The organism is Oceanobacillus profundus (genome assembly GCF_003515705.1).
Taxonomy (GTDB): Bacteria; Bacillota; Bacilli; order Bacillales; family Amphibacillaceae; genus Oceanobacillus; species Oceanobacillus profundus.
Window position 1 is genome coordinate 180649 of record NZ_QWEH01000006.1, and the last position, 26013, is coordinate 206661.

Here is a 26013-nt window from a genome sequence, read left to right on the forward strand (position 1 = left end):
ATTGTTGAAATATTAATAGTAAGCGTTTAAGCTTCTTCTTGTTAGAAAACTGATTAGTGTCTCTATTTAAATAATAACATAATCTTCCGAAATATTCGTAGCTGATCAAAAAGAAAAAGGTGTTTAATTAATAATCGCCTTGTTAACTCTTGTCCGAGTTTATTGAGAGGTAATTACCACAATGCTTCATCCTTTATTTGAAATATTTGTAATTCCGAAACTCCGTAATTATCTTTATTTGTTGTAAATCAACCCAAGTAACAGTTGCTCGATAAGGAGCAAATTTTTGTTCTAAATTCATTCTGTTAATATCTACCTGCATTTTGGGGTAAAATACAATTGTATTTTCACGGACGATAGACAGATAAAACTTTGGAGGGTTTTAGAATGAAAAACTTTACAGAAGAAGAAAAGATAAAGATTTTATCTGACATGATAGCGATTAAATCTATTAATGCAAATGAAATTGAAGTGGCAAATTACTTGAAAGATTTATTTGCTGCATATGGCATTGATTCTAAAATTGTTCCAGTTACAGACACTCGTGTTAACTTAGTGGCTGAGATTGGAAGCGGGAGTCCAGTAATTGGAGTTTCTGGTCATATGGATGTTGTTTCTCCTGGTGATGAAAGCGAGTGGACTTCAGATCCGTTCACATTGACAGAAAAAGACGGAAAGCTATACGGACGTGGAACAAATGACATGAAAGCAGGTTTAGTAAACCTTGCTTTAGTGATGATTGAACTCAAAGAAAATAATGAACTACAAAATGGTACTGTCCGTTTTATGGCAACGACTGGTGAAGAAGTCGGGGGCGCAGGTTCTAAAAAATTATACGAAGAAGGCTATATGGATGATGTAGATTATCTATGGGTAGCTGAACCCTCTCATGACACAATTATTTACGCACACAAAGGATCGCTTAATCTGAGGGTAACGTCTATTGGTGAAGCGGCACATAGCTCGATGCCTGACCAAGGGTATAATGCGATTAATCCTTTGATGGAATACCTCCTGGAATTAGATAAAAAATTGAATGGCGATGATCGTAAAAATGAAGTTCTCGGTAAATTGGTTATGAGTACAACTATTTTTAATGCAGGAAACCAAGTAAATTCAGTACCAGAAAAAGCAGCAGCTGAAATAAACGTGCGTACTATTCCAGAGTTTGATAATGATGAAGTGATTGACTTATTCAAGACCACAGCTGACAAATACAATAAAGAGGGCTCTAAAATTGATGTTGAGGTGACAATGTCATTGCCAAGTGTCTTCACTACAGGACAATCTGAAATGGTTGATCTTGCGAAAGAACTCGGTAAAAAATATTTAGACCTGGAAATTTCCGTTAAAGGTTCACCGGGTGTAACGGATGCATCAAACTTATTACGAGATAAAGATGATAACTTCCCATTCATGATGTTTGGTCCAGGTGAAACAAAAATGGCACATAAAACAGATGAATATGTTTACAAAGATTACTACTTTGCATTCTTCGATATCTATAAAGCGTTAATTTTAGGATTATCGAAATAAAAAGGGATTTTTAATAGAGGTGGCAACCATACTTTGGTGGTCATCTCTTTTTTGGCATTGTTTTTTAACCCCTGAGATGAACATTGACTGAATTCAAAAACTGTAACATCCGAATGCAATCCGAATAAAATGGCATAGGCGTTTGATCATACTCTGCAGAAACCACAAGGGGTGAATTTATGTCAATCATTACGGGAAGCGAATATATTGATCGAATCGATCTTCTGGAAATGGATATATGGGTAGATGGGCATCCGGTCATAGGCAAAGTCTCTGAGCACCCGGCATTTAAGGGAGTTATGAGGAGTCAAGCAGCATTATATGATTTACAACACGATGAATCATTACAATCTATCATGACTTATTCCTCGCCATCAACTAGTGAGCCAGTTGGGATGTCCTATTTGCAGCCAAAGACGAAACAGGATCTTGTGAAAAGAAGGAAGATGGTTCAACAATGGGCACTGTCAACGAATGGCATGATGGGAAGAAGTCCGGACTATATGAATACGGTGCTGATGGCACTTGCATCATCTGTAGACCTTTTAAAGGGAAAGGAAAACTGTTTCCCTGAACATTTATTATCTTTTTATGAATATGCCCGTGAAAACGACATTTCCATGACACATACATTTATAAATCCGCAAGTCAATCGTGAGCAATTTTATTTTGAAGATCCGGATGATGAACCAATAGCCACTAAAGTTGTAGACAAAACAAATGAAGGTATTATTGTTAAAGGGGCCAGGCTATTGGCAACACAGGGTGGGATAACAGATGAAATCGTTGTCTTATCGGCAGGAGGAATCCAGGATAAGGCGAATGGTTTTGCATTTTCCATCCCTAGTAATACAAAAGGTTTAAAATTTATCTGCCGGGAATCATTTGTTGGCGGCGCTTCCGCATTTAACTATCCATTGAGTTCACGCTATGAAGAAATGGATACGATTGTCGTTTTTGATAATGTACTTATTCCGTGGGAACGCGTGTTTTATTACAATAACCTACAAGTCTCGAATACTTTCATGGATGCTAGTTCATTTCTGCCGTTTACTTTACATCAGGCTGTATCCAGACAAATCGTTAAAACGGAATTTGTCTTAGGTGTAGCTCAGTCAATCATTGATACAATCAATATTAGTGAGTACCAACATGTTCAGGAAAAGGTATCTGAAATTATCGTTGCTCTGGAAACGATGAAAGCATTGATTATCAAATCTGAAGTTGAAGCTGAATTGGATGAATGGGGGTTCATGAGACCGAATCAAAAAACACTGCAGGTAGCCTGTAATGTATTCCCGCGCGCCTATGCAAGATTTGGTGAAATTATCCAGCAACTAGGAGCCAGTGGGTTGATGTCCATCCCGACAGAAGAGGCATTTCAATCATCACTAAGAAAAGACTTGGATCAATATTTGCAATCGAAAGCTGATGATGCTGAATCACGTGTCAAGATTTTCCGTTTAGCTTGGGAAATGACAATGAGTGCATTTGGTACACGGGAAACCCAATACGAACGGTTTTTCTTTGGTGATCCAATCCGGTTGTCTAGTGGATTGTATTTATCATATGATAAGGAACCGTATGTAAAACGGGTAAAGACTTTGTTAGGGATGGATTGAAGTTATTTGAATCTGGCCTAAAAAGCCAGATTCTGTGTAATCATCTAATTTACTTGATTAACCAAGGTAAATTCCAAAGTCCTACCCCCAACTTGATTTTATTGCCTGGCAAGTTTGCCATAGAGATAATCAACGTCCAGTCGCCATGTTATTCATTCCTCCTTACATTTTTCTTTATATACTAATAAAAAGAACTACATAGCTCCTCCCTTCATCCCTGAATTTTGAATTGGAGGTAAGCTTTAGAACACTTAATGTTAGCGATACATCGACTGAATCTTTTCAAGATCCCTAATAAAGAGATTCACTTCTTCCTGACTCAACCGTATCGGCATTTGATCATACAACGTAATGATTTGACCATCTGTGTCATTTTGGTGTTTTTTCAAATAATCATAAAGACTTTTTAACTGGTTTTCTCTAATACTGGATTCTGTAGTGAAATGCTTCACTTTTTGTATTGAAAATTCGTTCACGAGTTCATCAAATTCACCTGAAATAATGTTACCTGTTAGCAACATGGGAATCCCTCCTAAGCCATGAGGCTAGTTTTTGTTAGTTTATCCTAAAAGATCACATCCTAATTACAAACCTCGGAGGAGGAAAAGGGCAGCTACAGCTAGTGAAAACACTAATTCTTCTTAATAAAAACTGTTTACACATAGAAAATCCTCTAAATCGATTTTATCTTATCACCTTTACTCCACGAAACCTGTATGAGCTCAATAATACGTTTTTGCATAGGGGATAGCTTACGGTTTGGGTGATAAATTAAGTAAATGGATCGTCTTTTTCTTGAATTGAATTCTTTGAATAATAAAGTTCCTTTTTTTACCTCATGTTCAACAGAAAGCTTCGAAACAACTGCAATTCCTAAATTAGAAAGGATCGCCTTTTTAATTGCTTGGCGCAGGAGGAATAGGTATTGAGTTATCCACTTCCATGTCATTAATGAAATACGATGAAGCTTTCATGATCATTATTATTATCTTTATTGTTGTGGTATCGGTTGAACAGCTTTCAGCTATCATTCGCAAAAAGTTAATTTAAAGGAGGAAATAGGTTGCTTTTTTTAGTGCGTCATGGAGAAACGGAATGGAACTTACATAAGAGATTACAAGGACAGCAGGACATTCCATTAAGTGAGGTAGGAGTTAATCAAGCGCGGGAATTAGGATTACACTTTCAAAATCAACATATTGTTTTTGAACATGTATATACAAGTGATTTATTACGAGCCCACCAAACTGCCCAATTAATCACAAAAGGGATGTCAATTAGTCAATTTACTATCGAACCCAATCTACGAGAACGTTTTTATGGGGAGCTTGAAGGTGAATATATTGATGATATTGTGAAACTTATGCCAGATTACGATAAAAATTTTGGTGTAAAGATGCAATATGGAATTGAATCGTTAGAAGACATGCAAAAACGAATGGTTTCCATTCTAACGTCTATTGCTAAAGTAACAGAAGGTTCTCCAACATTAATTGTTTCGCATGGGGGATCGATTAATGCACTCCTTCACTATATTACAAAAGGGGAGATGGGAACTGGAAAAGGAAAGTTGGCAAATACCTCTTTCACGCGATTGCAATGGAGTAATCAAACTTTTCATGTGCAAGCGTACAATGAGACATCACGTGTAAAAGTAACATGAGAAAGGGAAAGCACTAAAAAGGATTTCTCATGTAGATAAGTAGATGGAATAAAAACAAACGACAAAGAGAAAGGCCCCTACAATCCTGTAAGGGCCCTCTGTCTTTCACTTACACTCCCGGAAACCATCCAGGCGTATTCATAATGACATTCCACAATGGGCCTGGTACAACTAATTCTTCCTGTTTATCCTTATTAATTTCTGTTACAATTTCGTCTTCTCGTCCTTCGGCTACTTTTTGTACCCAGTCCGGATCAATAATAAGCTCTCGACCAAGCGCGAGCAGTGGAACCCCTGTCTCAAAAGCTTTGCGGGCATCTTCTGCACTGTAAATAGAACCTACACCAATTAAAGGAACGCGATTATCGATCGTTTCAAGCAGGTAATCAATACGTGTTTTGTTTACATCTTCCACGCCTCTTCTTGCTTTGGAAAGAAAATGCTGTAAGGACACATGGAGATAATCCAAGTCTTTTTCTGCTAATGTATCCACTAGTTTAATGGTGTCTGCCATAGTGATTCCTGTTGTTTCGGCTTCTTCTGGTGAGAAGCGGTATCCTACGATAAAGGAATCGTCGGCATGCTCCTTCACTACTTCTGTTATTTTTTCAACGATAGCTAACGGGAAGGTCATCCGTTTTTCGACGCTTCCACCAAATCGATCATCACGTTGATTGGAATGTGGGGAGAAGAATTGCTGGATTAAGTATCCGTTCGCCCCGTGGATTTCCACTCCATCATAGCCTGCTTCAATCGCCCGGCGTGCCGTCTCGCCAAAAGCATCGACAATCTCCTCAACCTCTGTTTCCGTTAATGCTCTAGGTGTTTTAGCTCCTGCCACCTCCGCCGGAACAGCACTGGCACTTACGATGTCACCATGAGGAACCAGTTCTGGCGGACACATTCTTCCACCATGGAAAATCTGCAAAATAGCTTTAGCGCCTTGACTTTGGATGGTCTTAGCTAATTGGCTCAGACTTGGAATCATTTCATCGCGGTCACCAGCGAATTCATTATGGAAACCTTTTCCGTTCGGGGTTACATATGTACAAGCAGTAATAACCATGCTTACATCTTTGGAACGTCGTGCGTAATAGGCCAGCTCTTCCTCTGAAACTGTTCCATCTGGATTGGATGAATAGTTAGTCATTGGTGCCATTATGATTCGATTCTTCAATTGAACTCCATTGTTAAATGTATATGGTGAAAAAAATTTTTGATTGCTTGGATTCATCGTTTCTTCCTCCTTCAAGGGTTACTTTATGGTTATGATAGTAGTTCTATTTCGTTTTGTATATTAATGTGCTTGGAGTATTAACTTTACTCATGGAGCTGGCTTTTTTTTGCTGAAAAATGGCCAACGCTTATTCTGACAGATTCCACATAATTTTTTTGGACCTTTCTCTTTACTCTCATGCAACCAATTTTTAGTCATTTGGAACTATTTCCCTCACGAATTGAAACCTATTATAACCGATAATCGTATGAAAATTACCAAAATAACAAAGGAGCGATTCGATTGTATAAGCGATTTTACCTACCTATACTTTTACTCGTATCAATTTTAATCGCAGCAGGTTGTAATAACTCGAATGGAAACGAAGAGAATAGTGGAGAAAGTAATGAAACTTCCGCTGAGGAAAATAACGCTGAGAAAACAGATAAAGAAGAAAATGGAGCATCTGGTCATCATACCGATCTACTTACAGTAGAAGGAACCCCCTTTGATGAGTCATTATTTGAAGTGGTGGACTTTGAATCGGATCCATCGCCAAATGATTATTATTACCAATATGCATCAAGTGGAGCATTAGCCATGGGCGGAGAAAATCATAGTATATTTTTTGATTATCGGACTGGAGAAAGATTAAGCTTAGAAACCGATGTTGAACGCCTGAAAGGAAGAGCAGAGTCATCCATTGTAAATACGGATAGTTATACATGGCCATTTTTATTCGGTAATTACTATTATCTTCAGGGTAATGATGTTGGCACAAATAAAATCATTCAAGTTGATCTTTCGACTGGAGAAATTGAAGATTTAGCAGACGCAGATGGTCCATCAGATATGGTGAAAAAAGATGACATTCTTTATATTATCAGCGCTGATAAGTTGTCTGCGCTTGATACAAATACAAAAGAAACAATTTGGGAAACAACAGGAGAAGTTGAGCTTAGTACAGGATATGCTGAACTTCATGCAACAGATCATGCGCTTATTTATGAAGATCAATACGGACTAACAGCGTTCGATATAAAAGATGGAACAAAATTATTTGAAGAAGAAGGAGTATTCCGGGACGTTGCTGTCGATGGAAGTACCTTCTATGCTTTGGCAGATGAAGCTGATGCATTTTCAGACTCGCTTTACAAGGTAGTGGAATTCGATGACCAAGAAGGAAAAAAGGAAACAATAATTGAAGCCCCAGAAGTGGAAGAACCATACGAAATTGGAGAGATAAAATTAGATTTAGTTGATGATCTTCTTTATATCACAGTTGAAAATGGAATATTAACGTATGATATCAATAGCCATGAGCAGCTATGGTCGGTCTCTGTTGGAGATTTAAAGGATCGTTCTGAAACAGGTGATGATTATAACTATTGGTTCTCTGCAGGTATTACAGGTAATCATGTATATGCATTTACAGAGAAATCAAATGTTGCAAATGATCGTGACAACTTTCTTACGGTAATTGATTCCAAAACCGGTGAGGTAAAAAATCAGTATTCCTTTGGAAAGGCAATTGGTGCCGGTCCAATAATTGATGAAGAAAATGGGAATGTTATGGTATATCTGCAATACTTTAATGATGAAGGGGCACAAGGGTTTATTTTGCCGATTGAATAAGGTGGAAAAAGAGGCTATTAGCTAAATTGGGTAATAGCTTTCTTTATTTTATAGTATTCGTGATTAGAACTTTTAAATCTTATACGGCATAATAGCAATCTATAAAGGGGACTTGATATGAAAGAACTTTATATAAAACAGAAGGTATTCAGTCTAAGCGGCAAGTTTACGGTGAAAGATCAGCAGGGAAATGATGTTTATTTCGTTGAGGGCAGTTTTATGAGGGTTCCAAAGACCTTCTCCATCCATAACAATACAGGGAGTGAAGTTGCACTCATTACGAAAAAAGTGTTCAGCTTTTTGCCAAAGTTTATGGTTGAGGTAGATGGCCGAGAGGTGTTAACGATTAAGAAGGAGTTTTCCTTCTTTAAGGCACGCTATACGATTGATGCGGCTGGTATTGAAGTAAATGGCAACTGGTGGGACATGAACTTTGAGGTGTACCAGCATGGTGAAGTCGTAGGGAAAGTGAGCAAGGAATGGTTCACTTGGGGCGATAGCTATAAGGTACAAGTATGGAACGAAGAGATGGAGACAATCATTCTTGCGCTTGTTATTGCAATTGATTGTGTGAAGGCAGATCAAGCAGCCGCTTCCTCGGTTGTGTCGAATTAATATTCATTAAATGTCATATAATATTATTTATAGTAATCCAAAGGCTAAGGTTGAATAGACATTTTGATATGTTAAAATGGAAAACATCTGTAATAAATAATGCAAAGAGGATGAACTTTTTCATGATGCAAAATAAGAAGAAATTTTCCAGTGTATTTACGTATGCTTCCATAATTGTCGGAGTGCTAGTACTATTTGGAGCAGTTTTTCCAAACCAGTTCGGTAAAGTCTCCAGTGGTGTTGGTGCATGGATTACGGAGACTTTTGGCTGGTATTATATGACAGTCTTCACCTTAATTTTACTCTTTTTTATATTTTTGGGATTTAGCCCAATTGGTAAACTCAAATTGGGTAAACCACACGATAAACCTGAGTTTAAAACGATATCATGGTTAACCATGTTGTTTAGTGCTGGTATGGGAATTGGCTTAGTGTTTTATGGTTCAGCCGAACCCATCTCACATTACCTGGCACCACCTACTGCTGATGCTGAAACAAAAGCAGCTTTAGCTGAAGCAATGCGATCAACTTTTTTTCATTATGGATTCCACCCGTGGGCAGTATACGGTATTGTAGCACTTGCATTGGCTTATTCCCAGTTTAGAAAAGGTGAGCTTGGTTTAATCTCGAAAACATTACGACCTGTTTTAGGAGATAAAGTAGATGGTCCAATCGGAAATGTTGTCGATGTGTTATCGGTATTCGCCACAATTATTGGTGTAGCAGTTTCTTTAGGTATAGGAGCAATGCAAATTAATGGGGGATTGAACTACCTCTTTGGTATCCCAAACAATCAGCTAGTCCAAGGTATTATTATTGCCATTGTTACTGTGTTGTTCTTATATAGTGCTTGGAGTGGATTAAGTAAGGGAATTCAATATTTAAGTAATTTAAATATGCTGTTAGCAGGATTATTGTTTGTTGCTGTTTTAATTTTGGGTCCAACTTTACTTATTTTCAATATGATGACAAGTGCCACTGGTGATTACTTAAACACATTATTATACAATAGCTTGGATGTAGCACCATTAAACGAGCAAAAACATGAGTGGATGCAGTCTTGGACGATATATTATTGGGGATGGTGGATGAGTTGGAGTCCATTTGTAGGTATATTTATTGCAAGGATTTCACGAGGGCGATCAATCCGAGAATTTGTCCTTGCGGTATTATTTGTTCCTACTATCGTGAGTATATTTTGGTTTAGCGCATTTGGTCTAACAGGGGTGGAAGTAGGTCTAAATGTACCAGCAATATTTGAAATGCCACCTGAAACGCAGTTGTTTGGGATTCTCAATGAACTTCCTTTAAGTGTCATTTTATCTGTTGTTGCTTTGGTACTTATAGCATCATTTTTTATTACCTCAGCAGATTCCGCAACATTTGTTTTAGGTATGCAAACTAGTTTTGGAACGTTAAGTCCTGCTGGTTTTGTAAAAATTGTGTGGGGATTAGCGCTATCAGCAATCGCATATGTACTGCTGTTATCAGGTGGAGAAACCGGCTTAAATGCATTACAATCTGCATCCATAATTTCGGCCTTGCCATTTAGTGTAGTGGTGATTTTGATGGCTGTAGCATTCTATAAAGATGCCAATCAGGAAAGGAAATACTTAGGTTTGACACTTAAACCGGATAAAAAAAGAATGAAGGAATATAGTGATAAAGCAAAATCCAATAGAGAACTGAGATAAAAAAGCGTGACTGTTGCATTCTGTTTTTAAGTACAATTAATTCCTCAAAAATCAAATTAAACAGCCATATTTTTAACCCCGTTTTAAATAAAACGGGGTTATGTCTTGTGTTTGCGGTTTTAAAATGAACTTTAGAGTCACAAGTCATATTATATATGAAGCAAGCTCCTGCTTTTCATGATGGGATAAGTCAATGTGAAAAAATGGGATCGTGCTATTCTTTTCAGCATGGACTAGTTAGATGAGTTTTTATAATCTTGACAAAACAGTCCACAAAATATAACATAAAAATGTAATCGATTACATAAAAGACAGGTGATCATATGGTAACCATACAGGAAGTGGCGAAAAAGGCAGGTGTTTCTACCGCTACTGTTTCAAGGGTACTCAATAATAGGGAAACGGTTAGAGAAAAGACGAGAGTACGAGTGGAGCAAGCTATCCAAGAATTAAATTATGAGCCGAGTGCGCTTGGTCGCAATCTCAGGAACTCTGAAAGCAGGCTGCTTCTTGTTTTGATTCCCAGTATTTCGAATCCATTTTACACGGAAATCATTAATGGGATTGAGGATACAGCGATTAGCAAGGGATATAACATTCTTCTTTGTGAAACAGATTCTAATCCAGCAAGAGAAGCAATTTATTTTAATATGGTGCGGAACCGACTTGCAGACGGGATTATTCTAATGGACCCGACTGTCAATCGGAAGAATCTGTATGACCTTGCAAGCAGGCATCCAATTGTGCAATGCAGTGAATTTGATGAGGAGGGGGAGATTTCCTACGTAACCATTGATAATGAGCTTGCTGCTTATCAGGCGGTTAAACACTTGATTAAATTAGGGAATAGAAGAGTTGCTTTAATTAATACAGATGAGAAGTACTTGTATGCCCGTGAACGCAGAAGGGGCTATGAAAAAGCCTTACATGAGTTTGGTTTGCCAATTGAGTCTAAATGGATGCGAGAAACGGAGCAGCTTGGATTTGAAGGCGGTCAGCAGGCGATGCGTTCTTTATTGAATGAAGCGGATAAGCCAAATGCTGTTTTTTCGGTATCTGATGTGCTTGCGATTGGTGCAATGAAAGAAATTCAGCTGCAGGGCTTGAAGGTACCGGATGATATTGCTGTGATTGGATTTGACAAGATCAGCTTTTCCAACATGACGAACCCGACACTCACAACAATTGCCCAGCCGATGTACAAAATGGGCAGCATTTCTGCGAATATGATTATCAATAAAATTAGAGGAAAAGATGTGGAAAGCCTAATATTGGATCATGAATTGATTATTAGAGAGTCTACATAATGAAAAGTGAGGTGTATGAATATGCCTAATCAAATTGCTATTGTCACAGGCGTAAGTCATAAGCATGGGATTGGTGCGGCCACGTGTCTGGAGCTTGCAAAAGCAGGGGTGGATCTATTTTTTACCTATTGGCAATCAGACAGTGGATGGCCTGAAACATTCCAAAGGGAGATTCAAGAACTGGGGGTGAAGTGTGCCCATGCTGAAATTGATTTATCCGAACCTGAAGCATACCTCCAGGTTATTCAAGGTGCCGAAAATGCGCTGGGAGTACCTTCGATATTAGTTAATAATGCCGCTTATTCCACTAGAGACGGATATGAAAAACTTCAAGTAGCAGAGATGGATGCGCATTATGCGGTAAACATCAGAGCTGCAATGATGCTTTCTGCAGCGTTTGCAAAGCGTTTTAAGAAAGCAGGATATCATGCAGGAAGCATCATTAATTTGACTTCTGGACAGGCGCAAGGTCCAATGGTCGAAGAACTTGCCTATGTAGCCACAAAAGGAGCTATTTCTGCTTTTACGCTTTCCTTATCTGCAGAGCTGGGATCGCTTGGTATTACAGTTAATGCCGTCAATCCCGGACCGACCAATACAGGCTGGATGTCAGAGGAATTGAAGCAAGCGCTATTGCCGAAATTTATACTGGGGCGCATTGGAGAAGCGAAGGACGCTGCAAGGCTTATTGCGTTTTTGGCAAGTAAGGAAGCTGCGTGGATTACGGGACAGGTTATCAATTCCGAAGGCGGATTCTTGAGACAATAATACGGATGTTTCGAAAAAATAATTCTATAAATAGGATTGACATCAAAAATAATTATCGTATAATATAACCAAATGTAATCGATTTCATTTTCAAGAATATTCCTTAAATATAACTTGGATTGAAATCGGCATTAAAAAAAGGGGGCATTACATTGAAGTTTTCAAAGTTAGCACTTAGCAGTATGTTGTTAATCGCTCTGGTTTTCTTTTTAGTAGCTTGTAATTCAGATTCATCGGAACAAGACAATAACGATGAATCCGATACATCAAGCGCGAATGGTGAACAAGCATCAGAAGGCAGTGAAGAAGAACCGGTTACCATTGTGTATGCGCGAGGGGTAGATACAACACCGGGTACAGAAGCAGTAATCAAAGCATTCGAGGAAAAGTTTCCGCACATAAAAGTGGAGCAGCGTGAAATGCCTGCAGATACAGGCCAATCCCATGACCAATATGTGACACTTTTAAGCTCTCAAAGTTCGGAGATTGATGTTTTCAACGCTGATGTAATCTGGCCGGCAGAATTTGCTCAGGCTAACTACGTGCTGGAGCTGGATCGCTTTATCGAAAAGGATGGAATCAACATGGATGATTACTTCCCGGGGACAGTTGCAGCAGCGAACTTTAATGGAAAGCAATGGGCAATGCCACAGTACACAGATGCCGGTGTTTTTTATTACCGTACAGATATTGTGGACGAGCCCCCAGCAACATGGGATGAATTGATCGAAATGGCAAGCGAGCTGAAAGGGGAAAATGGCACAGAATATGGCTACCTCATGCAGGCCGCACAATATGAAGGCTTGATTACAAATGCCATTGAATTTATCGCTTCTTATGGCGGTGAAGTAGTGGATGAAAATAATAATGTTGTCGTTGACAGCCCGGAAACAATCAAAGCACTCGATAAGATGAAGGAAATTGTAACATCTGATTTTGTACCAGAGAATATCGTGAACTTCATGGAAATTGAAACAGAGAATGCTTGGATTGAAGGGAATGCTGTTTTTGCTAGAAACTGGCCGTATATGATGGCTTCTTCTAATGATGAAGAGAGATCTGAAATCGTTGATAATGTCGAAATGTCCAGACTACCAGCAGGTGATGAAGGTACTGCAGCATCACTTGGCGGATGGATGACAATGATCAATCGATATTCGGAGCATCCAGAAGCGGCATGGGAGTTTGTGAAATTCATTTCGGGACCAGAAGGACAAAAAATTAGTGCCCTTGAGGGTGGACGTGCTCCAACATTAAGCGCATTGTATGACGATCCAGAAGTACAGGGTGTCAGTTCATTATTCGCAAACCCTGAGTTTAGAGAAGTATTACAGTCTGCAGTTCCTAGACCGGTATCACCTATTTACCCGGAAGTTTCCGATATTATGCAAATTGAAATTTCAAAAGTATTGACAGGTGACCAGACCTCCGAAGAAGCTGCAAAGAATATGCAGGAAAAGATTGAAGCGGCGATGGCTGAATAGATTCTAAGTTAGTCAAAATAGCAGGATGGGCATATACTCATCTTGCTATTCTTATAATAGTGCGTGTGCAAAAAGGAGGATGAAAAGGACCGAGAAGTTCGAGGCGGCGTAGCTTTGAGTACCGGAGCGTATGCAATTAATACGTGAGGAACGGAAAAGCAAGCTAACGAGCTTCCACAGGATGTGGTGACTTCGACGTTCGACACAGGACGTGTCGGAAGTTAGTCGAAGGTCATCTGTTCTCGAAGCGTCATTTTCACCGGACTTTTTGAACAACCTCTAATAGGGTCAGAAAGCCAGCTTAATAACGAGGAGGTTAAACATGAAAAACAAGAAAAGGCGCAGCTTTCAACTAAGTGAGAAACAGCTAGGATATGCTATGGTCATCCCGTCCCTTGTTCTAGTAATGGTTGTCGTACTATGGCCGGTTGCACAGTCCTTTTACAATAGCTTATTTGACTATAGGCTGAATGATCCCTCTCGTTCCCAGCTCATGCTTAGTGCAACGATTGATCTGGAACGATACGTGGATAATCAATTTTACATAGGGAGTCAGCTTGATAGTTTACTAGAAAGTGCTGAAAATGAAGCGGATGCTGAAACGGTAAAGGGAATTCAACAGGATGTTGAAAACTATCACGCTGAGCTAATCAGTGATGAAACGATTAAGACAAAGGTAGAGAAGATTGATGAGCTATTAGCGAGTTTTACGCCGGTAAGAGATTCCGAGTTAAAATATTCTAAGGTAGATAATGCGTTTGCCGAAGAATACCAGGGTGCGCTGGAATCTCATGCTGCAGCACTAGCTGAAATTGCAGCGTCAAGCAGTGACGATACGTCTGGACAGCAGTTCCAGCAAACCTCTGACTTGCTTGCATCAACAGCAGGCAATATATTAAGCTCAAATTTTATCGGATTGGATAACTACGGGAAGTACATGAAGGATCAGCGAATGTGGAAAGCGATGGGAAATACCGCATTTTTCACAGTCATTTCCGTAGCATTTGAATTGGTGCTTGGTCTGGCAATTGCTCTCCTTATCAACCGAGCATTTAAAGGAAGAGGAATCATCCGTGCAACGGTATTAATTCCGTGGGCCATTCCGACTGCGGTGGCAGCGATGATGTGGGGATTTCTGTATGACGGCCAGTCAGGGATTATCGCACATTATTTAGAAGCGTTTAATCTCATTCCTGGATCATCCTGGCTATTGACCACATCAGATGGCGGCATGTTTTCCATCATTCTTGCAGATGTCTGGAAAACAACACCATACATGGCGCTATTACTGCTCGCAGGCCTGCAGACAATCCCGCAATCTTTATATGAAGCATCAAGTGTGGATGGAGCTAACAGATTTCAACAATTCTGGAGTATTACATTGCCACTTCTGAAATCATCGATCTTAGTTGCGTTATTGTTCAGAACGCTGGATGCATTCCGAGTATTTGATCTGATCTATGTATTGACAGGCGGAGGTCCTGCAAACGCAACGGAGTCAATTTCCGTTTATGCCTACAAAACATTATTCGCCCAGCAGAATTTCGGGGAAGGGTCTGTCCTTTCTGTCATTGTATTTATCAGTGTAGCCATCATTAGTCTATTGTATGTGAAATTAATCGGTTCTGATCTATTTGATGGTCGTACGAAATGAGGAGGGGTATAAATGAATAAACGCGGTGGAATAGGATTTTATCTGTTTCTGATCATCTTTGTTTTTCTTGTGATGTTTCCCTTCATCTGGGTATTTTTAACATCCATTAAGCCGCCAAGAGAGATATTCTCATCTTTCAGCTGGTTTACAAGCAATCCTTCATTGGACTCCTATGAAGCGGCGCTGACGAATCGACCATTGGTGCGATATATGATTAACAGCTTTGCGGTATCTGCTTTAACAACTATTTTATCACTGGTGTTTGCATCGTTTACGGCATATGCAGTTACGAGATTGCCGATTAAAGGAAAAGGCTTGATCCTGGGATTGGTGCTTGCTGCATCGATGTTCCCGCAAATCGCCATCATTTCACCAATGTTCAATCTGGTAACAGATCTTGGTTTGCGCAATAGTTATATGGGACTCGTTATCCCTTATATTACGATCAGTCTTCCATTGGCAATCTGGATTCTGGCAACCTTTTTCAAAAAGATTCCATATGAGCTGGAGGAGTCTGCCAAGCTGGATGGAGCAAGTCCATTCCAGACATTCCGGAAGATTATCCTGCCATTAGCAGCACCTGGAATTTTTACAACCGGAATCCTAGTGTTTATCGCAGCTTGGAATGAATATTTATTCGCATTGACTATTAACAGTGATGATGCATGGAGAACCGTTCCTGTTGGGATTTCGATGTATCAAAGTCAATATTCCATCCCATGGGGGGATATTTCGGCAGCAACGGTCATTGTGACGATTCCAATCGTTATTTTGGTATTGTTTTTCCAAAAACGAATTGTTTCTGGTTTGACATCTGGATCGGTTAAAGAATAATTCATGGAAAATGAGGTTGATTTGATATGAGAGAAAAGTTGAAAGTTGGAATAATCGGCTGTGGGGCAATTGCGGTGGAAAAGCACCTCAAGAGTCTCCAAAAAATCAGCCAGGCAGAGGTTGCAGCCTTTTGCAATCGAAATATTGAAAAAGCAAAGTCAGTCGCAAAAGAATTCGGAACAGCAGATGCAAAAGTCTATTCGGATTACAGGGAACTACTAATGGATGAAAGCCTTGATGTTGTTCACGTTTGCACACCGAATGTGTCCCATGCGGAAATTACAATAGCTGCGCTTGAAGCTGGGAAGCATGTGATGTGTGAAAAACCGATGGCAAAGACGTCAGAGGAAGCAAGGCAAATGCTTGCAGCTGCTAAAAAAAGCGGAAAAAAGCTGTCAATCGGTTATAACAACCGCTTCCGCTCGGACAGCCAGTACTTGCACCAAGTCGTATCACGGGGTGACCTGGGCGAGATTTATTATGCAAAAGCACACGCAATCCGAAGAAGAGCTGTTCCTACATGGGGTGTGTTTTTGGATGAAGAAAAGCAGGGAGGCGGTCCGCTTATCGATATCGGAACACATGCCCTCGATCTGACGTTATGGATGATGGATAATTATCAACCACAATCGGTGATGGGTTCTGTCTTTCATAAGCTTGGAAAACAAAAAGACGCTGCAAATGCGTTTGGATCTTGGGATCCAGATGAATTCAAGGTAGAGGATTCTGCGTTTGGTTTTATAAAAATGCAAAATGGCGCGACCATTGTTTTAGAGTCAAGCTGGGCATTGAATTCACTCGATGTGGATGAGGCAAAATGCTCCTTAAGCGGAACCAAGGGAGGCGCTGATATGAAGAATGGTCTTCGGATACATGGCGAAGACTTCGGTAAATTATACACGACAAATGTCGAACTGGATCCTGGTGGTGTCGCTTTTTTTGAAGGAGAAACAGAAAGTGAAGCAGATCTCGAGATGCGTTTGTGGATTGAATGTATTTTGCATGATACAGAGCCGGTTGTGAAGCCGGAGGAAGCAATGGTGGTTACACAGATTTTAGAGGCAATCTATGAATCTGCGAGAACTGGCAAGGCGGTATATTTTGATTAAGATAGCTCTTGAAACTAGATAAATACGATAAAAATTGGAGTGAACAAAATGAAAGTAACCGTATGGAATGAATTTCGACATGAGCAGGAAGACACAGCAGTTGCAGCGGTTTATCCGCATGGCATCCACGAAACAATTGCAGCTTTTATAAAAGAAGCTGGTCATGAAACAAAAACAGCTGTACTCGATGAGCCGGAGCATGGCTTGACAGAAGAAGTGCTGGCCGAAACAGATGTGCTCGTATGGTGGGGGCATAAGGCCCATGAAGAAGTAAGCGAGGAAGTTGCAGAGAGAGTGAAGCAACGTGTGCTGGATGGTATGGGTCTCGTTGTACTCCACTCGGCGCATTTTTCCAAGGTGTTCAAAAAGCTGATGGGCACTGGTTGTGATTTGAAATGGCGCGAGGCGGGTGAGAAAGAACGGCTCTGGGTTGTGGATCCGACACATCCAATCACAGAGGGACTTGGGGAATACATCGAGCTTGAAAAAGAAGAAATGTATGGGGAACATTTTGATATCCCAACCCCTGATGAATTGATTTTCATCAGCTGGTTTGAGGGTGGAGAGGTGTTCCGAAGCGGGGCAACCTTTAAACGTGGTCGTGGCAAGATCTTTTATTTCCGTCCGGGACATGAAACCTATCCAACCTACCATAACAAGGAAATCCAGAAAGTAATCCAAAATGGCGTGAAATGGGCTGCAAATACCAATACACCAAAGCATGTATATGGCAACAGACAGCCACTTGAGAAATTATCGAAATAGGGGTGACAGCAGATGGCAACAGCAAAAGAAGAAGCAGAGAGTATGAGTAAAGCAGCAAAGAAAAGCGGTAAAAAAATAATCAAGTGCAATTCGAAAAATCAGCAATTTGAAGGAGTGATACGATGAAAAAATTACGAATGGGAATCATCGGTGCTGGGGGGATTGCCCAAGGCAGGCACATCCCTGCCTTCCTAGAATTACAGGATAAGGTTGAACTGACAGCAGTCCATGATATGAACCAGCAGCGTGCCAGTGAGGTGGCCGAAAAATATGACATTCCATATGTGTTCGAGAATTACTATGATTTATTCAAAGAAGTAGATGCAGTAGCGATTTGTACACCAAATAAATTCCACTCTGATATTTCGGTAGCGGCACTGGAAGCAGGCGTGCATGTGCTATGTGAAAAGCCGATGGCAATTACGACTGCGGAATGTGAAAGGATGGTCGAAGCCTCTAAAAAATCAGGGAAACTCCTTTTAATTGGCTATCACTACCGTTATACAGAGGCTGGCCAGCTAGCCAAAAGAGCAGTGTTGAATAATGAAATAGGCGATCCACTTGTAGTGAGAGTTCAGGCATTAAGAAGACGAAAGGTTCCCGGCTGGGGAGTTTTTACAAACAAAGACCTCCAGGGCGGTGGAAGCTTAATCGATTTTGGCTGTCACATGCTTGATTTAGCGATCTGGCTGCTTGGTGAACAGGAACCTGTGGAATTGATGGGAACAACATATAACCGATTAAGCAAATCCCCGAACCAGATTAACGACTGGGGAATTTTTGATCATCAAACATTTGAAGTGGATGATCATGTTTCGGCCTATATTACGTTTGAAAATGGCATTTCTCTTCAATTCGAATGCTCATGGGCTGCGAATATAAAAGAAGATAAAATTCATCTCAGCCTATCTGGATCGGACGGTGGTTTGAATGTGTACCCATTTGAACTATACCAGCCGAAGCTTGGCAAGATGATGGAAAGCACTGCCGAAGCGAAGCATGATGAAACTGCTGCAGGACTTGCCCAGGCTAAAAACTTTGTTGAAAGCTGTCTTGGTGAAGCGGAATTAGTTGTGAAACCTGAAGAAGCGATGAAGGTTTCCAAAATTATTGAAGCGATTTATAGAAGCAGTGAGACGAGATCAAGTGTTAATTTTAGATGAGACATGTTAGAAGGCGGTATCGGGGGGCTATCCGTCGACTGCCGTGGGCGTGAAATTAAATAAACAATCTTGCGGAGGGGCGGAGAGAATATGAAGCTTGGCGTATTCACCGTATTATTTCAGGATAAACCATTAGAAGAAATGCTGGATTATGTAAAGCAAGCTGGTGTAGATGCAGTGGAAATTGGCACTGGCGGGAACCCAGGTAATGCACATTGTGATATTGATGTACTTTTAAACAGTGAAGATAAGCGCAAGGAATACTTGGATAAGATTCATTCTCGTGGGTTAACAATCAGTGCATTCAGCTGCCATGATAACCCTGTGTCACCAGACAAAAAGCATGCACAGGACTCACATGACATTTTTATCAAAACGGTTCGTTTGGCAGAGTTGATGGATGTTCCAGTTGTGAATACATTTTCCGGAACGCCGGGTTCCAATGAGGATTCCACCTATCCAAACTGGCCAGTAACACCTTGGCCAACAGCATATTCGGATATTCTGGAATGGCAATGGGAGAAAAAATTAATTCCATATTGGAAAAAGCAAGGGCAGTTTGCGAAGGATCATGGTGTAAAAGTGGGACTGGAGCTGCACGCAGGCTTTCTTGTGCATACGCCATACACGATGCTTAAACTAAGAGAAGCGACAAATGATGCCATTGGGGCAAACCTGGACCCGAGCCATTTATGGTGGCAGGGGATTGATCCAGTTGCAGCAATCAAGATCCTTGGAAAAGAAAATGCGATTCATCATTTCCATGCAAAAGACACCTATATTGATTGGGATAATGTAAACATGTACGGTCTGACTGACATGCAGCCGTATTCCAATGTGCAGACACGCGCTTGGACATTCCGCAGTGTCGGCTATGGACACAGCGCGCAGGAATGGTCCAATATTATCAGTGCTTTAAGGACATATGGTTATGATTATGTGGTGAGTATTGAACATGAGGATCCGCTGATGTCTGTGGACGAGGGATTTCAAGCTGCTGTAGGGAATTTGAAAGATGTATTGATTCGAGATAGGCCTGTTGATATGTGGTGGGCTTAAAGTTAGATGAGCTAGGTATCGATTCAGATTCCTAGCTCTTTTATTTGCTTTTTTGGTTAAGTAAGAAGCGCACGGAGAGTTATAGAAGTATGCTTGAATGACATGTATGTCTGTGGGCAATAAAAATCAAATTTAGTTTCCTTCCTACGAAAGCGGTTTCTATAATGCGGTAAATAATTTGTGTTTAACAGCACAGAATTCTTATCTTTTATTAAAAATAGCTTAACTAAAATCTGTAATCTTGGTAATTTTGTTAAAAATTTTCTAAAAATATATTGATTTATATATTTTTAGGTACTATAATGATTTTTGTAAGCGTTTACTTATTATTTTTTTGAAGTTTTAAGAAACCGATTTCGTAATTGAAATCTATTTTAAGGAGGTTTTCATTTCTAGAATGAACTGAGTACGTTTGAAAAAAATCAAAATAATTATTATTGGGGGTTGTACGCATGAAAGGAATTAGAAAAATTGCTGTTCTTGGATTAGCGACATTGCTTGCATTTCTTCTAGCAGCTTGCAGTGGAAGTGATGACGGAGACACAAATGATGCTAGTGGAGAAAAGGGAGAAATCACGTTGGATTTTTGGACCTTTGGTGCAACTGGATATGAAGAGTTGGCAAAAGAATACGAGAAGGAAAATCCAAATATAAAAATTAAAGTAAAGTCGTCTGAAACAGCGGACCATCATGATGCACTCTTTACTTCCTTATCGGCTGGAAGCGGCGCACCGGATATCGCGATGCTTGAGATTGATCAATTTGACCGTTTTAAGGTAGCTCAGGATCGTTTCGAGAATTTATATAATCTAGGTGCGAATGATGTGAAGGATCAGTATTTGGAATGGAAATGGCAAAGTGGAGAAAATGTGGATGGAGATTTCTTATTCGGGCTTCCAACAGATATCGGCCCTAAAGCATTGTACTACCGCACAGACTTGTTTGAACAAGCTGGACTCCCAACGGATCCGGAAGAGGTTGCTGCTTTAATTGATTCACCAGAAGCATTTGAAGAAGTTGGTTTACAAGTGACAGAAGAAACTGGAATGCCCTTTGTAGATAGTATCGAAATGGCATTTAGAGCTTATTTGGATGCTGCAGAAACTGCTTATTTGACTCCCGAAAATGAATTAAATCTTGGAGGAGACAGCGAAGTGAAAAAGGCATATGACTATGCTGTTCATCTAAATGACCTCGGATTAGTAGGTAAATATGAAATGTGGAGTCCAGAGTGGGCTAATGCCGTTAATAAGGGCGAGTTTGCAGCAGAACTAGGTGCAGGCTGGTTAAAAGGCTGGATGGAAGGAAATGCTCCAGAAGCTGTTGGTAAGTGGAACGTGGCTACATTACCAACTGAGTTTGCAGCTAACTGGGGTGGTTCATACATCGCGGTTCCAAGTGAAACAGAATATGCACAAGAGGCTTATGATTTTATTGAATGGCTCGTATCATCCGAAAATCAATTAAAATCATTCCAAAGCCATGGATTATTCCCTTCTGCACAAGCTGTTTATGAGGAGGAAGCATTTAAGACAAATGAAGATGAATTCTTCGGTGGTCAAGCAACAGCTCCAGTATTCGCTGAAGCTGCCCAAGACATTACTGGTATTGGATACAAAGGTGAAAAATACTTTCCAGTCCATAACGAGATATTGAATGCCCTGAAAAATGTCCAAAACAAAGGTGCAGACCCAGAAAAAGAGTGGGATGCAGCTGTGAAGCGTGCTGAGGATCTAATGAAACGCTAATCTGCAAAACTTGTAAGCAAGTAATCTATATAGTCGGCTTAACATTTGGATTTTTAGCCCCAAAAAGGTAAGCCGACTACCTTTCTTAACGCGTTTTTTGTAACCTTGTGAACGGTGAATAACATAAGATATGAGCGCCTAAGGGCACCGTACTACTTTGAAATGGAAAAGAGGCGTGAAAATGAATTCTATTCGTAAGAAAGAACCTATATTTAAAAAGAAGAGATTTAGGTCTGAAGAAAAAAAAGACATGATTTCAGGATATTTATATATAGCGCCTTTCTTCATAATTTTTACACTTATAGGCTTATATCCCGCACTTTTTAGTTTTTACTTAGCTTTCCAGAAATGGAACGGCTTAAGCCCGATGACCTTTAATGGCTTCGGTAATTTCCAACTCGTGTTAACGGATCCATTGTTTTGGAAGTCCGTATACAACACCATTATTATGGGGGTTATGGGCACTGCTCCCCAATTAATTGTCGGTCTTATTTTAGCCTACTTACTGAATATGGCTTTTCTCAAGTTTAAAAGTTTCTTCCGGGTTACGATATTTATGCCTTATTTAACCTCAATGGTTGCCGTAGCCCTGATTTTTAGTGTGTTATTCAGTAATCATGAATCTTCGCTTGCCAATTATGTTTTAACCCATTTATTTGGACTTGACCCAATTTCCTGGGCTGCATCTGAATGGGGGACAAAAATTGCGATTTCGCTGATGGTATTCTGGAGATGGGTCGGGTACAACACGATTATATATTTAGCAGGAATCCAAAGTATTCCTAATGATTTATATGAAGCAGCGACAGTCGATGGTGCCAATAAGTTTCAACAGCTATGGTATATTACGATTCCGATGATGAAGCCATTTATCATCCTGACCGTATTTACATCAACAGTTGGGGCGATGCAGTTATTCTCTGAGCCAACTGTATTCTTAGGGGCTGATGCCTTTACAAGGGACGAAGCGATGACGATTGTCATGTACCTGTACCGGGATGCCTTTAGATTACAGTCGTTTGGAACAGCTTCCGCAACAGCAATTATTCTGTTGGTCATCATTACGTTATTTGCTGTGATTAATTTACGATTAGTTCAAGGCTTTGGTAGGAAAAAGAGAGGTGTTCAGAAATGAGTAATCAAATCCAAAAGCATCGAAAAAAATTATCCATTGGCAGCATAGTCGTTTACTCGTTTTTATGCATTGCTTCAATCCTTTCTCTTTTTCCTTTTTATTGGATGTTTGTAATGGCGACACGGCCAAGTGCTGCCTATAATACAATACCACCAACACTTACACCAGGAAATATGCTGGTTGAAAATTTTAATAAGGTATTAAATCAAATTGATTTCTTTGGTGGGATGTGGAATTCGTTTGTACTGTGTGTGGTCGTTACGATTGTCGTTCTGTTCATTAGTTCATTAGCAGGCTTTGCTTTTGCGAAGTTTAAATTCCCAGGGAAAAATATCCTTTTTGTCGCAATTCTAGTAACCATGATTATCCCGCCACAGTTAGGATTAATTCCGCAATACTTTTTAATTTCGAAAGCAGGACTTCTAGACACTTTAGCGGGAGTTATGATTTTATCCTTTTTAAATCCTTTAGGGATATTTTTGATGCGACAATATATTTCAGGCGCGGTTCCGGATGAATTAATAGAAGCTGCGAAATTAGATGGGTGTTCAAACTTCCGAATCTATTGGAGAATTGTCTTGCCTATCATCTTACCAGCATTTGCGACACTTGGAATTATTGTCTTTACTGCGGTTTGGGGAGAATTCCTATGGCAGTTTACGGTTCTAAGAGATCCGGATAGCTATACAATTCAAGTTGCATTGGCACAGTTGAGCAATACGAATAATATCGATTTCGGCATGATTTTATCTGGAGTATTTTGGGCTACCGTTCCATTATTAATCATTTTCTTATTATTTAACCGCTTATTTATTTCTAGTATTACGGAGGGATCTGTAAAATCATGAGTTTTTCCTGTCTGGCTATTGTTTCACTCTATGAATCTTAGTAATCTAACAGTAGGAAAGACATTTAGCAGGGATTAGAGGAGATAATACGATGGGATTAACGATAAAAGACATTGCACAAATGACAGGGGTTTCACAAGCGACTGTTTCAAAAGTAATAAATAATTATAAGGGAATTAGTGAGGAAACAAAGAATAAAGTCATGGCAGTTATTAACGAAATGGGGTATGCACCTAATTTTTCTGCTCGCTCACTGGCAACAAAAAAATCAAATCTCATCGGTCTTATTTATGCTGGTAAGATCAATGTTGATATGACGCATCCATATTTCAATGAAGTAATTTCAACCTTTAAGAAGAATATTGGATTACTAGGTTACGATATCTTAATGTTTTCCAATGAACATTTTTTACAAGATGAAGGAAGTTATTTAGCCAGATGCAAGCATTTTAACGTAGACGGCTGTTTGGTAATTGCTGGTGAGGAAGTGGAGGATGCTACTTTTGAACTCGCGGAAAGTGGTTTCCCTTGTATTGGGATTGATATTCAGTTGAAAGGTCCTAGAGCAAGCTATGTCATGACGGATAATGTGAATTTATCAAGAAAAGTAGTCGAATATTTTTATCTGAGTTCCCTTCGGAAGATCGGATATATCGGTGGGATGCGCGATTCGGTCATTTCTAATTTCAGGTTAAAAGGATTCAAAGATGCAATGAGTCAGTTTGACCTTGATATAAGAGATGAGTGGATTCAATACGGTGACTATCAAGAAGAAAGCGGCTATATCTCCATGAAGCGGATGCTTGAATTGAAGGATTATCCAGAAGCTGTTTTCGCTGCATCAGACTTAATGGCATTAGGTGCACTAAGGGCTATTAAAGAAGCTGGATTACATGTGCCAACTGATATCCGAGTTGTCGGATGTGACGACATTGCTGCTTGTCGTTATAGTAATCCTAAACTCACTACAGTTAAACAGGATAAGGAGAAAATCGGTAAATTATCGGCCTATATGTTAAATGATTTAATTGAAGGTAAATCGAAATTAAAGCCCGTGTTTACGGACTCAGAACTCGTTGTTAGAGAGTCATGTGGAACGAATAAAACCTTCTGGTAAATTCACATTGCTTCATGCTTATTTTAAAAAACAATAACAACATGATTTGTATGGGATGTTAGGAGGTTTTTTGGTGAACTATTATGCAGTTTTTGATGTTGGTGGTTCCGCAATAAAATATTCCCTTATGGATGGGGCAGGCCATTTTTTAGAAAAATCTTCTATTCCAACACCGAAAGATGGCATTGAGTCTTTTGTAAATACAATTGATTCAGTGGTGAAGGAATTTCAAAAAAGTCACGTACTAAGTGGTATCGCCTTAAGTATGCCTGGAGCAGTAGATGTGGAATCAGGATATATTAAAGGATTAACAGCTGTTTCTTATATTCATGGTCCAAATATAAAGGAACTGATACAAGTACGCACAGAACTTCCGGTTGAACTGGAAAATGATGCGAATTGTGCAGGATTAGCAGAAGGCTGGATTGGTGCTGCTAAAGGGATTAATGACTATATTTGTATTGTTATCGGATCTGGGATCGGTGGGGCAGTAGTATTAGATAAGAAGGTTCGTCATGGTAACAGTCTTTTCGGCGGTGAATTCGGTTATATGATTCTTGAAGATTATCTGAACCAGCCGATAGGGGAGAGCTGGAGCTCGCTTGCTGCAACTCGAGGCTTGGTTATGCATGTTGCAAGGCGCAAAAACATGGACCCAAATACGCTTGATGGACTCAAGGTGTTTAAGATGGCTGATGGGGGCGACCTAGACGTACAGGATGAAATTGAAAAATTCATTAAACGTTTAGCAGTAGGGATTTATAACTTGCAGTATATTATTGACCCTGAAAAAATACTAATTGGCGGTGCAATTAGTAAACGTGAAGGGTTCATCGATCAAATTAATGAAAAGCTTAAGATTATGAAACCGAGTGATGCATGTTTAGATATTCAAGTACAAATATGCCAATTTGGCAATGACTCCAATTTAATTGGAGCACTATATCATTTTTTACAAAGAAATCAAGATCTTCAATCCAACAAACAGTGTGAAGCCTTAAGTTGATAAGTAAGCGTTAACATAGGGGCAAGCAAAATAGA

24 protein-coding genes are annotated in these 26013 nt (G+C 39.8%); 21 read left to right on the forward strand and 3 right to left on the reverse strand.

Annotated elements, in window-relative coordinates:
- The first annotated feature begins 387 nt into the window (after window positions 1-387).
- Together D1B32_RS11180 and hpaB are read left to right on the forward strand one after the other, a co-directional pair.
- Complete coding sequence (locus D1B32_RS11180; RefSeq protein ID WP_118889357.1) at window positions 388-1536, forward strand: ArgE/DapE family deacylase; 1149 nt, start codon at window positions 388-390, stop codon at window positions 1534-1536.
- Window positions 1537-1715: 179 nt separating this feature from the next.
- On the forward strand, window positions 1716-3158 hold the full coding sequence (gene hpaB / locus D1B32_RS11185; protein ID WP_118889358.1) for a 4-hydroxyphenylacetate 3-monooxygenase, oxygenase component: 1443 nt from the start codon (window positions 1716-1718) through the stop codon (window positions 3156-3158).
- A 257-nt stretch (window positions 3159-3415) separates the two neighbouring features.
- On the opposite strand, the gene D1B32_RS11190 is transcribed toward hpaB, so the two are convergent.
- Window positions 3416-3679: a hypothetical protein gene (locus D1B32_RS11190; protein WP_095310146.1), complete on the reverse strand. Its 264-nt coding sequence runs from the start codon at window positions 3677-3679 to the stop codon at window positions 3416-3418.
- A 152-nt stretch (window positions 3680-3831) separates the two neighbouring features.
- Window positions 3832-4107 (reverse strand): LysR substrate-binding domain-containing protein, encoded by a 276-nt coding sequence (locus D1B32_RS24600; RefSeq protein ID WP_118889359.1) that lies wholly within the window; start codon window positions 4105-4107, stop codon window positions 3832-3834.
- On the opposite strand from D1B32_RS24600, the gene D1B32_RS24135 reads away from it, so the two are divergent.
- A complete protein-coding gene (locus D1B32_RS24135; protein ID WP_187393148.1) occupies window positions 4059-4208 on the forward strand; it encodes a hypothetical protein in 150 nt (49 codons plus the stop codon). The genes D1B32_RS24600 and D1B32_RS24135 overlap by 49 nt on opposite strands.
- Before the next feature lie 13 nt (window positions 4209-4221).
- Window positions 4222-4821, forward strand: coding sequence for a histidine phosphatase family protein (locus D1B32_RS11200; protein WP_118889360.1), 600 nt, complete (start codon window positions 4222-4224; stop codon window positions 4819-4821).
- A 109-nt stretch (window positions 4822-4930) separates the two neighbouring features.
- Here D1B32_RS11200 and D1B32_RS11205 read toward each other — a convergent pair whose 3' ends face one another.
- The gene (locus D1B32_RS11205) at window positions 4931-6055 is read right to left on the reverse strand and encodes an NADH-dependent flavin oxidoreductase (protein ID WP_118889361.1); all 1125 of its coding nucleotides are present in this window, start codon (window positions 6053-6055) and stop codon (window positions 4931-4933) included.
- 285 nt (window positions 6056-6340) lie between these two features.
- Here D1B32_RS11205 and D1B32_RS11210 point away from each other — a divergent pair, with 285 nt between their 5' ends.
- From D1B32_RS11210 to D1B32_RS11290, 17 genes are all read left to right on the forward strand, one after another.
- Window positions 6341-7672 (forward strand): BamB-related PQQ repeat family beta-propellar protein, encoded by a 1332-nt coding sequence (locus tag D1B32_RS11210; RefSeq protein ID WP_118889362.1) that lies wholly within the window; start codon window positions 6341-6343, stop codon window positions 7670-7672.
- Between the two features lie 117 nt (window positions 7673-7789).
- A complete protein-coding gene (locus tag D1B32_RS11215) occupies window positions 7790-8287 on the forward strand; it encodes an LURP-one-related/scramblase family protein (protein ID WP_118889363.1) in 498 nt (165 codons plus the stop codon).
- Between the two features lie 125 nt (window positions 8288-8412).
- Window positions 8413-9981, forward strand: coding sequence for a BCCT family transporter (locus D1B32_RS11220; RefSeq protein ID WP_187393147.1), 1569 nt, complete (start codon window positions 8413-8415; stop codon window positions 9979-9981).
- Between the two features lie 323 nt (window positions 9982-10304).
- Entirely contained in the window at window positions 10305-11288 is a 984-nt protein-coding gene (locus tag D1B32_RS11225) for a LacI family DNA-binding transcriptional regulator (protein ID WP_118889365.1), read from the forward strand.
- 15 nt (window positions 11289-11303) lie between these two features.
- Window positions 11304-12056: an SDR family oxidoreductase gene (locus D1B32_RS11230; RefSeq protein WP_118889366.1), complete on the forward strand. Its 753-nt coding sequence runs from the start codon at window positions 11304-11306 to the stop codon at window positions 12054-12056.
- Window positions 12057-12208: 152 nt separating this feature from the next.
- Complete coding sequence (locus tag D1B32_RS11235; protein ID WP_379601771.1) at window positions 12209-13540, forward strand: ABC transporter substrate-binding protein; 1332 nt, start codon at window positions 12209-12211, stop codon at window positions 13538-13540.
- A gap of 322 nt (window positions 13541-13862) precedes the next feature.
- Window positions 13863-15194, forward strand: a complete 1332-nt coding sequence (locus tag D1B32_RS11240) for a carbohydrate ABC transporter permease (RefSeq protein ID WP_118889367.1) — start codon at window positions 13863-13865, stop codon at window positions 15192-15194.
- 12 nt (window positions 15195-15206) lie between these two features.
- Entirely contained in the window at window positions 15207-16028 is an 822-nt protein-coding gene (locus tag D1B32_RS11245) for a carbohydrate ABC transporter permease (RefSeq protein WP_095310172.1), read from the forward strand.
- 26 nt (window positions 16029-16054) lie between these two features.
- Entirely contained in the window at window positions 16055-17137 is a 1083-nt protein-coding gene (locus tag D1B32_RS11250) for a Gfo/Idh/MocA family protein (protein ID WP_118889368.1), read from the forward strand.
- A 48-nt stretch (window positions 17138-17185) separates the two neighbouring features.
- Window positions 17186-17902, forward strand: a complete 717-nt coding sequence (locus D1B32_RS11255) for a ThuA domain-containing protein (protein ID WP_118889369.1) — start codon at window positions 17186-17188, stop codon at window positions 17900-17902.
- Window positions 17903-18024: 122 nt separating this feature from the next.
- Window positions 18025-19065: a Gfo/Idh/MocA family protein gene (locus tag D1B32_RS11260; RefSeq protein ID WP_118889370.1), complete on the forward strand. Its 1041-nt coding sequence runs from the start codon at window positions 18025-18027 to the stop codon at window positions 19063-19065.
- Window positions 19066-19155: 90 nt separating this feature from the next.
- Window positions 19156-20124, forward strand: coding sequence for a sugar phosphate isomerase/epimerase family protein (locus tag D1B32_RS11265; RefSeq protein ID WP_118889371.1), 969 nt, complete (start codon window positions 19156-19158; stop codon window positions 20122-20124).
- 452 nt (window positions 20125-20576) lie between these two features.
- Window positions 20577-21872, forward strand: a complete 1296-nt coding sequence (locus D1B32_RS11270) for an ABC transporter substrate-binding protein (RefSeq protein WP_095310183.1) — start codon at window positions 20577-20579, stop codon at window positions 21870-21872.
- A 181-nt stretch (window positions 21873-22053) separates the two neighbouring features.
- Entirely contained in the window at window positions 22054-23007 is a 954-nt protein-coding gene (locus tag D1B32_RS11275) for a carbohydrate ABC transporter permease (RefSeq protein ID WP_095310185.1), read from the forward strand.
- Window positions 23004-23855, forward strand: coding sequence for a carbohydrate ABC transporter permease (locus tag D1B32_RS11280; RefSeq protein ID WP_095310187.1), 852 nt, complete (start codon window positions 23004-23006; stop codon window positions 23853-23855). The genes D1B32_RS11275 and D1B32_RS11280 overlap by 4 nt, the downstream gene beginning before the upstream one ends.
- Window positions 23856-23946: 91 nt before the next feature.
- Window positions 23947-24972: a LacI family DNA-binding transcriptional regulator gene (locus tag D1B32_RS11285; protein ID WP_118889372.1), complete on the forward strand. Its 1026-nt coding sequence runs from the start codon at window positions 23947-23949 to the stop codon at window positions 24970-24972.
- Between the two features lie 73 nt (window positions 24973-25045).
- A complete protein-coding gene (locus D1B32_RS11290) occupies window positions 25046-25978 on the forward strand; it encodes an ROK family protein (protein WP_118889373.1) in 933 nt (310 codons plus the stop codon).
- Window positions 25979-26013 lie beyond the last annotated feature (35 nt).

What these genes read in the sequence shown, in the direction of transcription:
- D1B32_RS11265 (WP_118889371.1), top strand. Translation starts at nt 19,156, where the DNA reads ATGAAGCTTGGCGTATTCACCGTATTATTTCAGGATAAACCATTAGAA.
- D1B32_RS11220 (WP_187393147.1), top strand. Translation starts at nt 8,413, where the DNA reads ATGCAAAATAAGAAGAAATTTTCCAGTGTATTTACGTATGCTTCCATA.
- D1B32_RS11275 (WP_095310185.1), top strand. Translation starts at nt 22,054, where the DNA reads ATGAATTCTATTCGTAAGAAAGAACCTATATTTAAAAAGAAGAGATTT.
- D1B32_RS11230 (WP_118889366.1), top strand. Translation starts at nt 11,304, where the DNA reads ATGAATATGCCTAATCAAATTGCTATTGTCACAGGCGTAAGTCATAAG.
- D1B32_RS11280 (WP_095310187.1), top strand. Translation starts at nt 23,004, where the DNA reads ATGAGTAATCAAATCCAAAAGCATCGAAAAAAATTATCCATTGGCAGC.
- D1B32_RS11180 (WP_118889357.1), top strand. Translation starts at nt 388, where the DNA reads ATGAAAAACTTTACAGAAGAAGAAAAGATAAAGATTTTATCTGACATG.
- D1B32_RS11190 (WP_095310146.1), bottom strand. Translation starts at nt 3,679, where the DNA reads ATGTTGCTAACAGGTAACATTATTTCAGGTGAATTTGATGAACTCGTG.
- D1B32_RS11225 (WP_118889365.1), top strand. Translation starts at nt 10,305, where the DNA reads ATGGTAACCATACAGGAAGTGGCGAAAAAGGCAGGTGTTTCTACCGCT.
- D1B32_RS11270 (WP_095310183.1), top strand. Translation starts at nt 20,577, where the DNA reads ATGAAAGGAATTAGAAAAATTGCTGTTCTTGGATTAGCGACATTGCTT.
- D1B32_RS11285 (WP_118889372.1), top strand. Translation starts at nt 23,947, where the DNA reads ATGGGATTAACGATAAAAGACATTGCACAAATGACAGGGGTTTCACAA.
- D1B32_RS11240 (WP_118889367.1), top strand. Translation starts at nt 13,863, where the DNA reads ATGAAAAACAAGAAAAGGCGCAGCTTTCAACTAAGTGAGAAACAGCTA.
- D1B32_RS24600 (WP_118889359.1), bottom strand. Translation starts at nt 4,107, where the DNA reads ATGACATGGAAGTGGATAACTCAATACCTATTCCTCCTGCGCCAAGCA.
- D1B32_RS11205 (WP_118889361.1), bottom strand. Translation starts at nt 6,055, where the DNA reads ATGAATCCAAGCAATCAAAAATTTTTTTCACCATATACATTTAACAAT.
- D1B32_RS11260 (WP_118889370.1), top strand. Translation starts at nt 18,025, where the DNA reads ATGAAAAAATTACGAATGGGAATCATCGGTGCTGGGGGGATTGCCCAA.
- D1B32_RS11215 (WP_118889363.1), top strand. Translation starts at nt 7,790, where the DNA reads ATGAAAGAACTTTATATAAAACAGAAGGTATTCAGTCTAAGCGGCAAG.
- D1B32_RS11255 (WP_118889369.1), top strand. Translation starts at nt 17,186, where the DNA reads ATGAAAGTAACCGTATGGAATGAATTTCGACATGAGCAGGAAGACACA.
- hpaB (WP_118889358.1), top strand. Translation starts at nt 1,716, where the DNA reads ATGTCAATCATTACGGGAAGCGAATATATTGATCGAATCGATCTTCTG.
- D1B32_RS11250 (WP_118889368.1), top strand. Translation starts at nt 16,055, where the DNA reads ATGAGAGAAAAGTTGAAAGTTGGAATAATCGGCTGTGGGGCAATTGCG.
- D1B32_RS11245 (WP_095310172.1), top strand. Translation starts at nt 15,207, where the DNA reads ATGAATAAACGCGGTGGAATAGGATTTTATCTGTTTCTGATCATCTTT.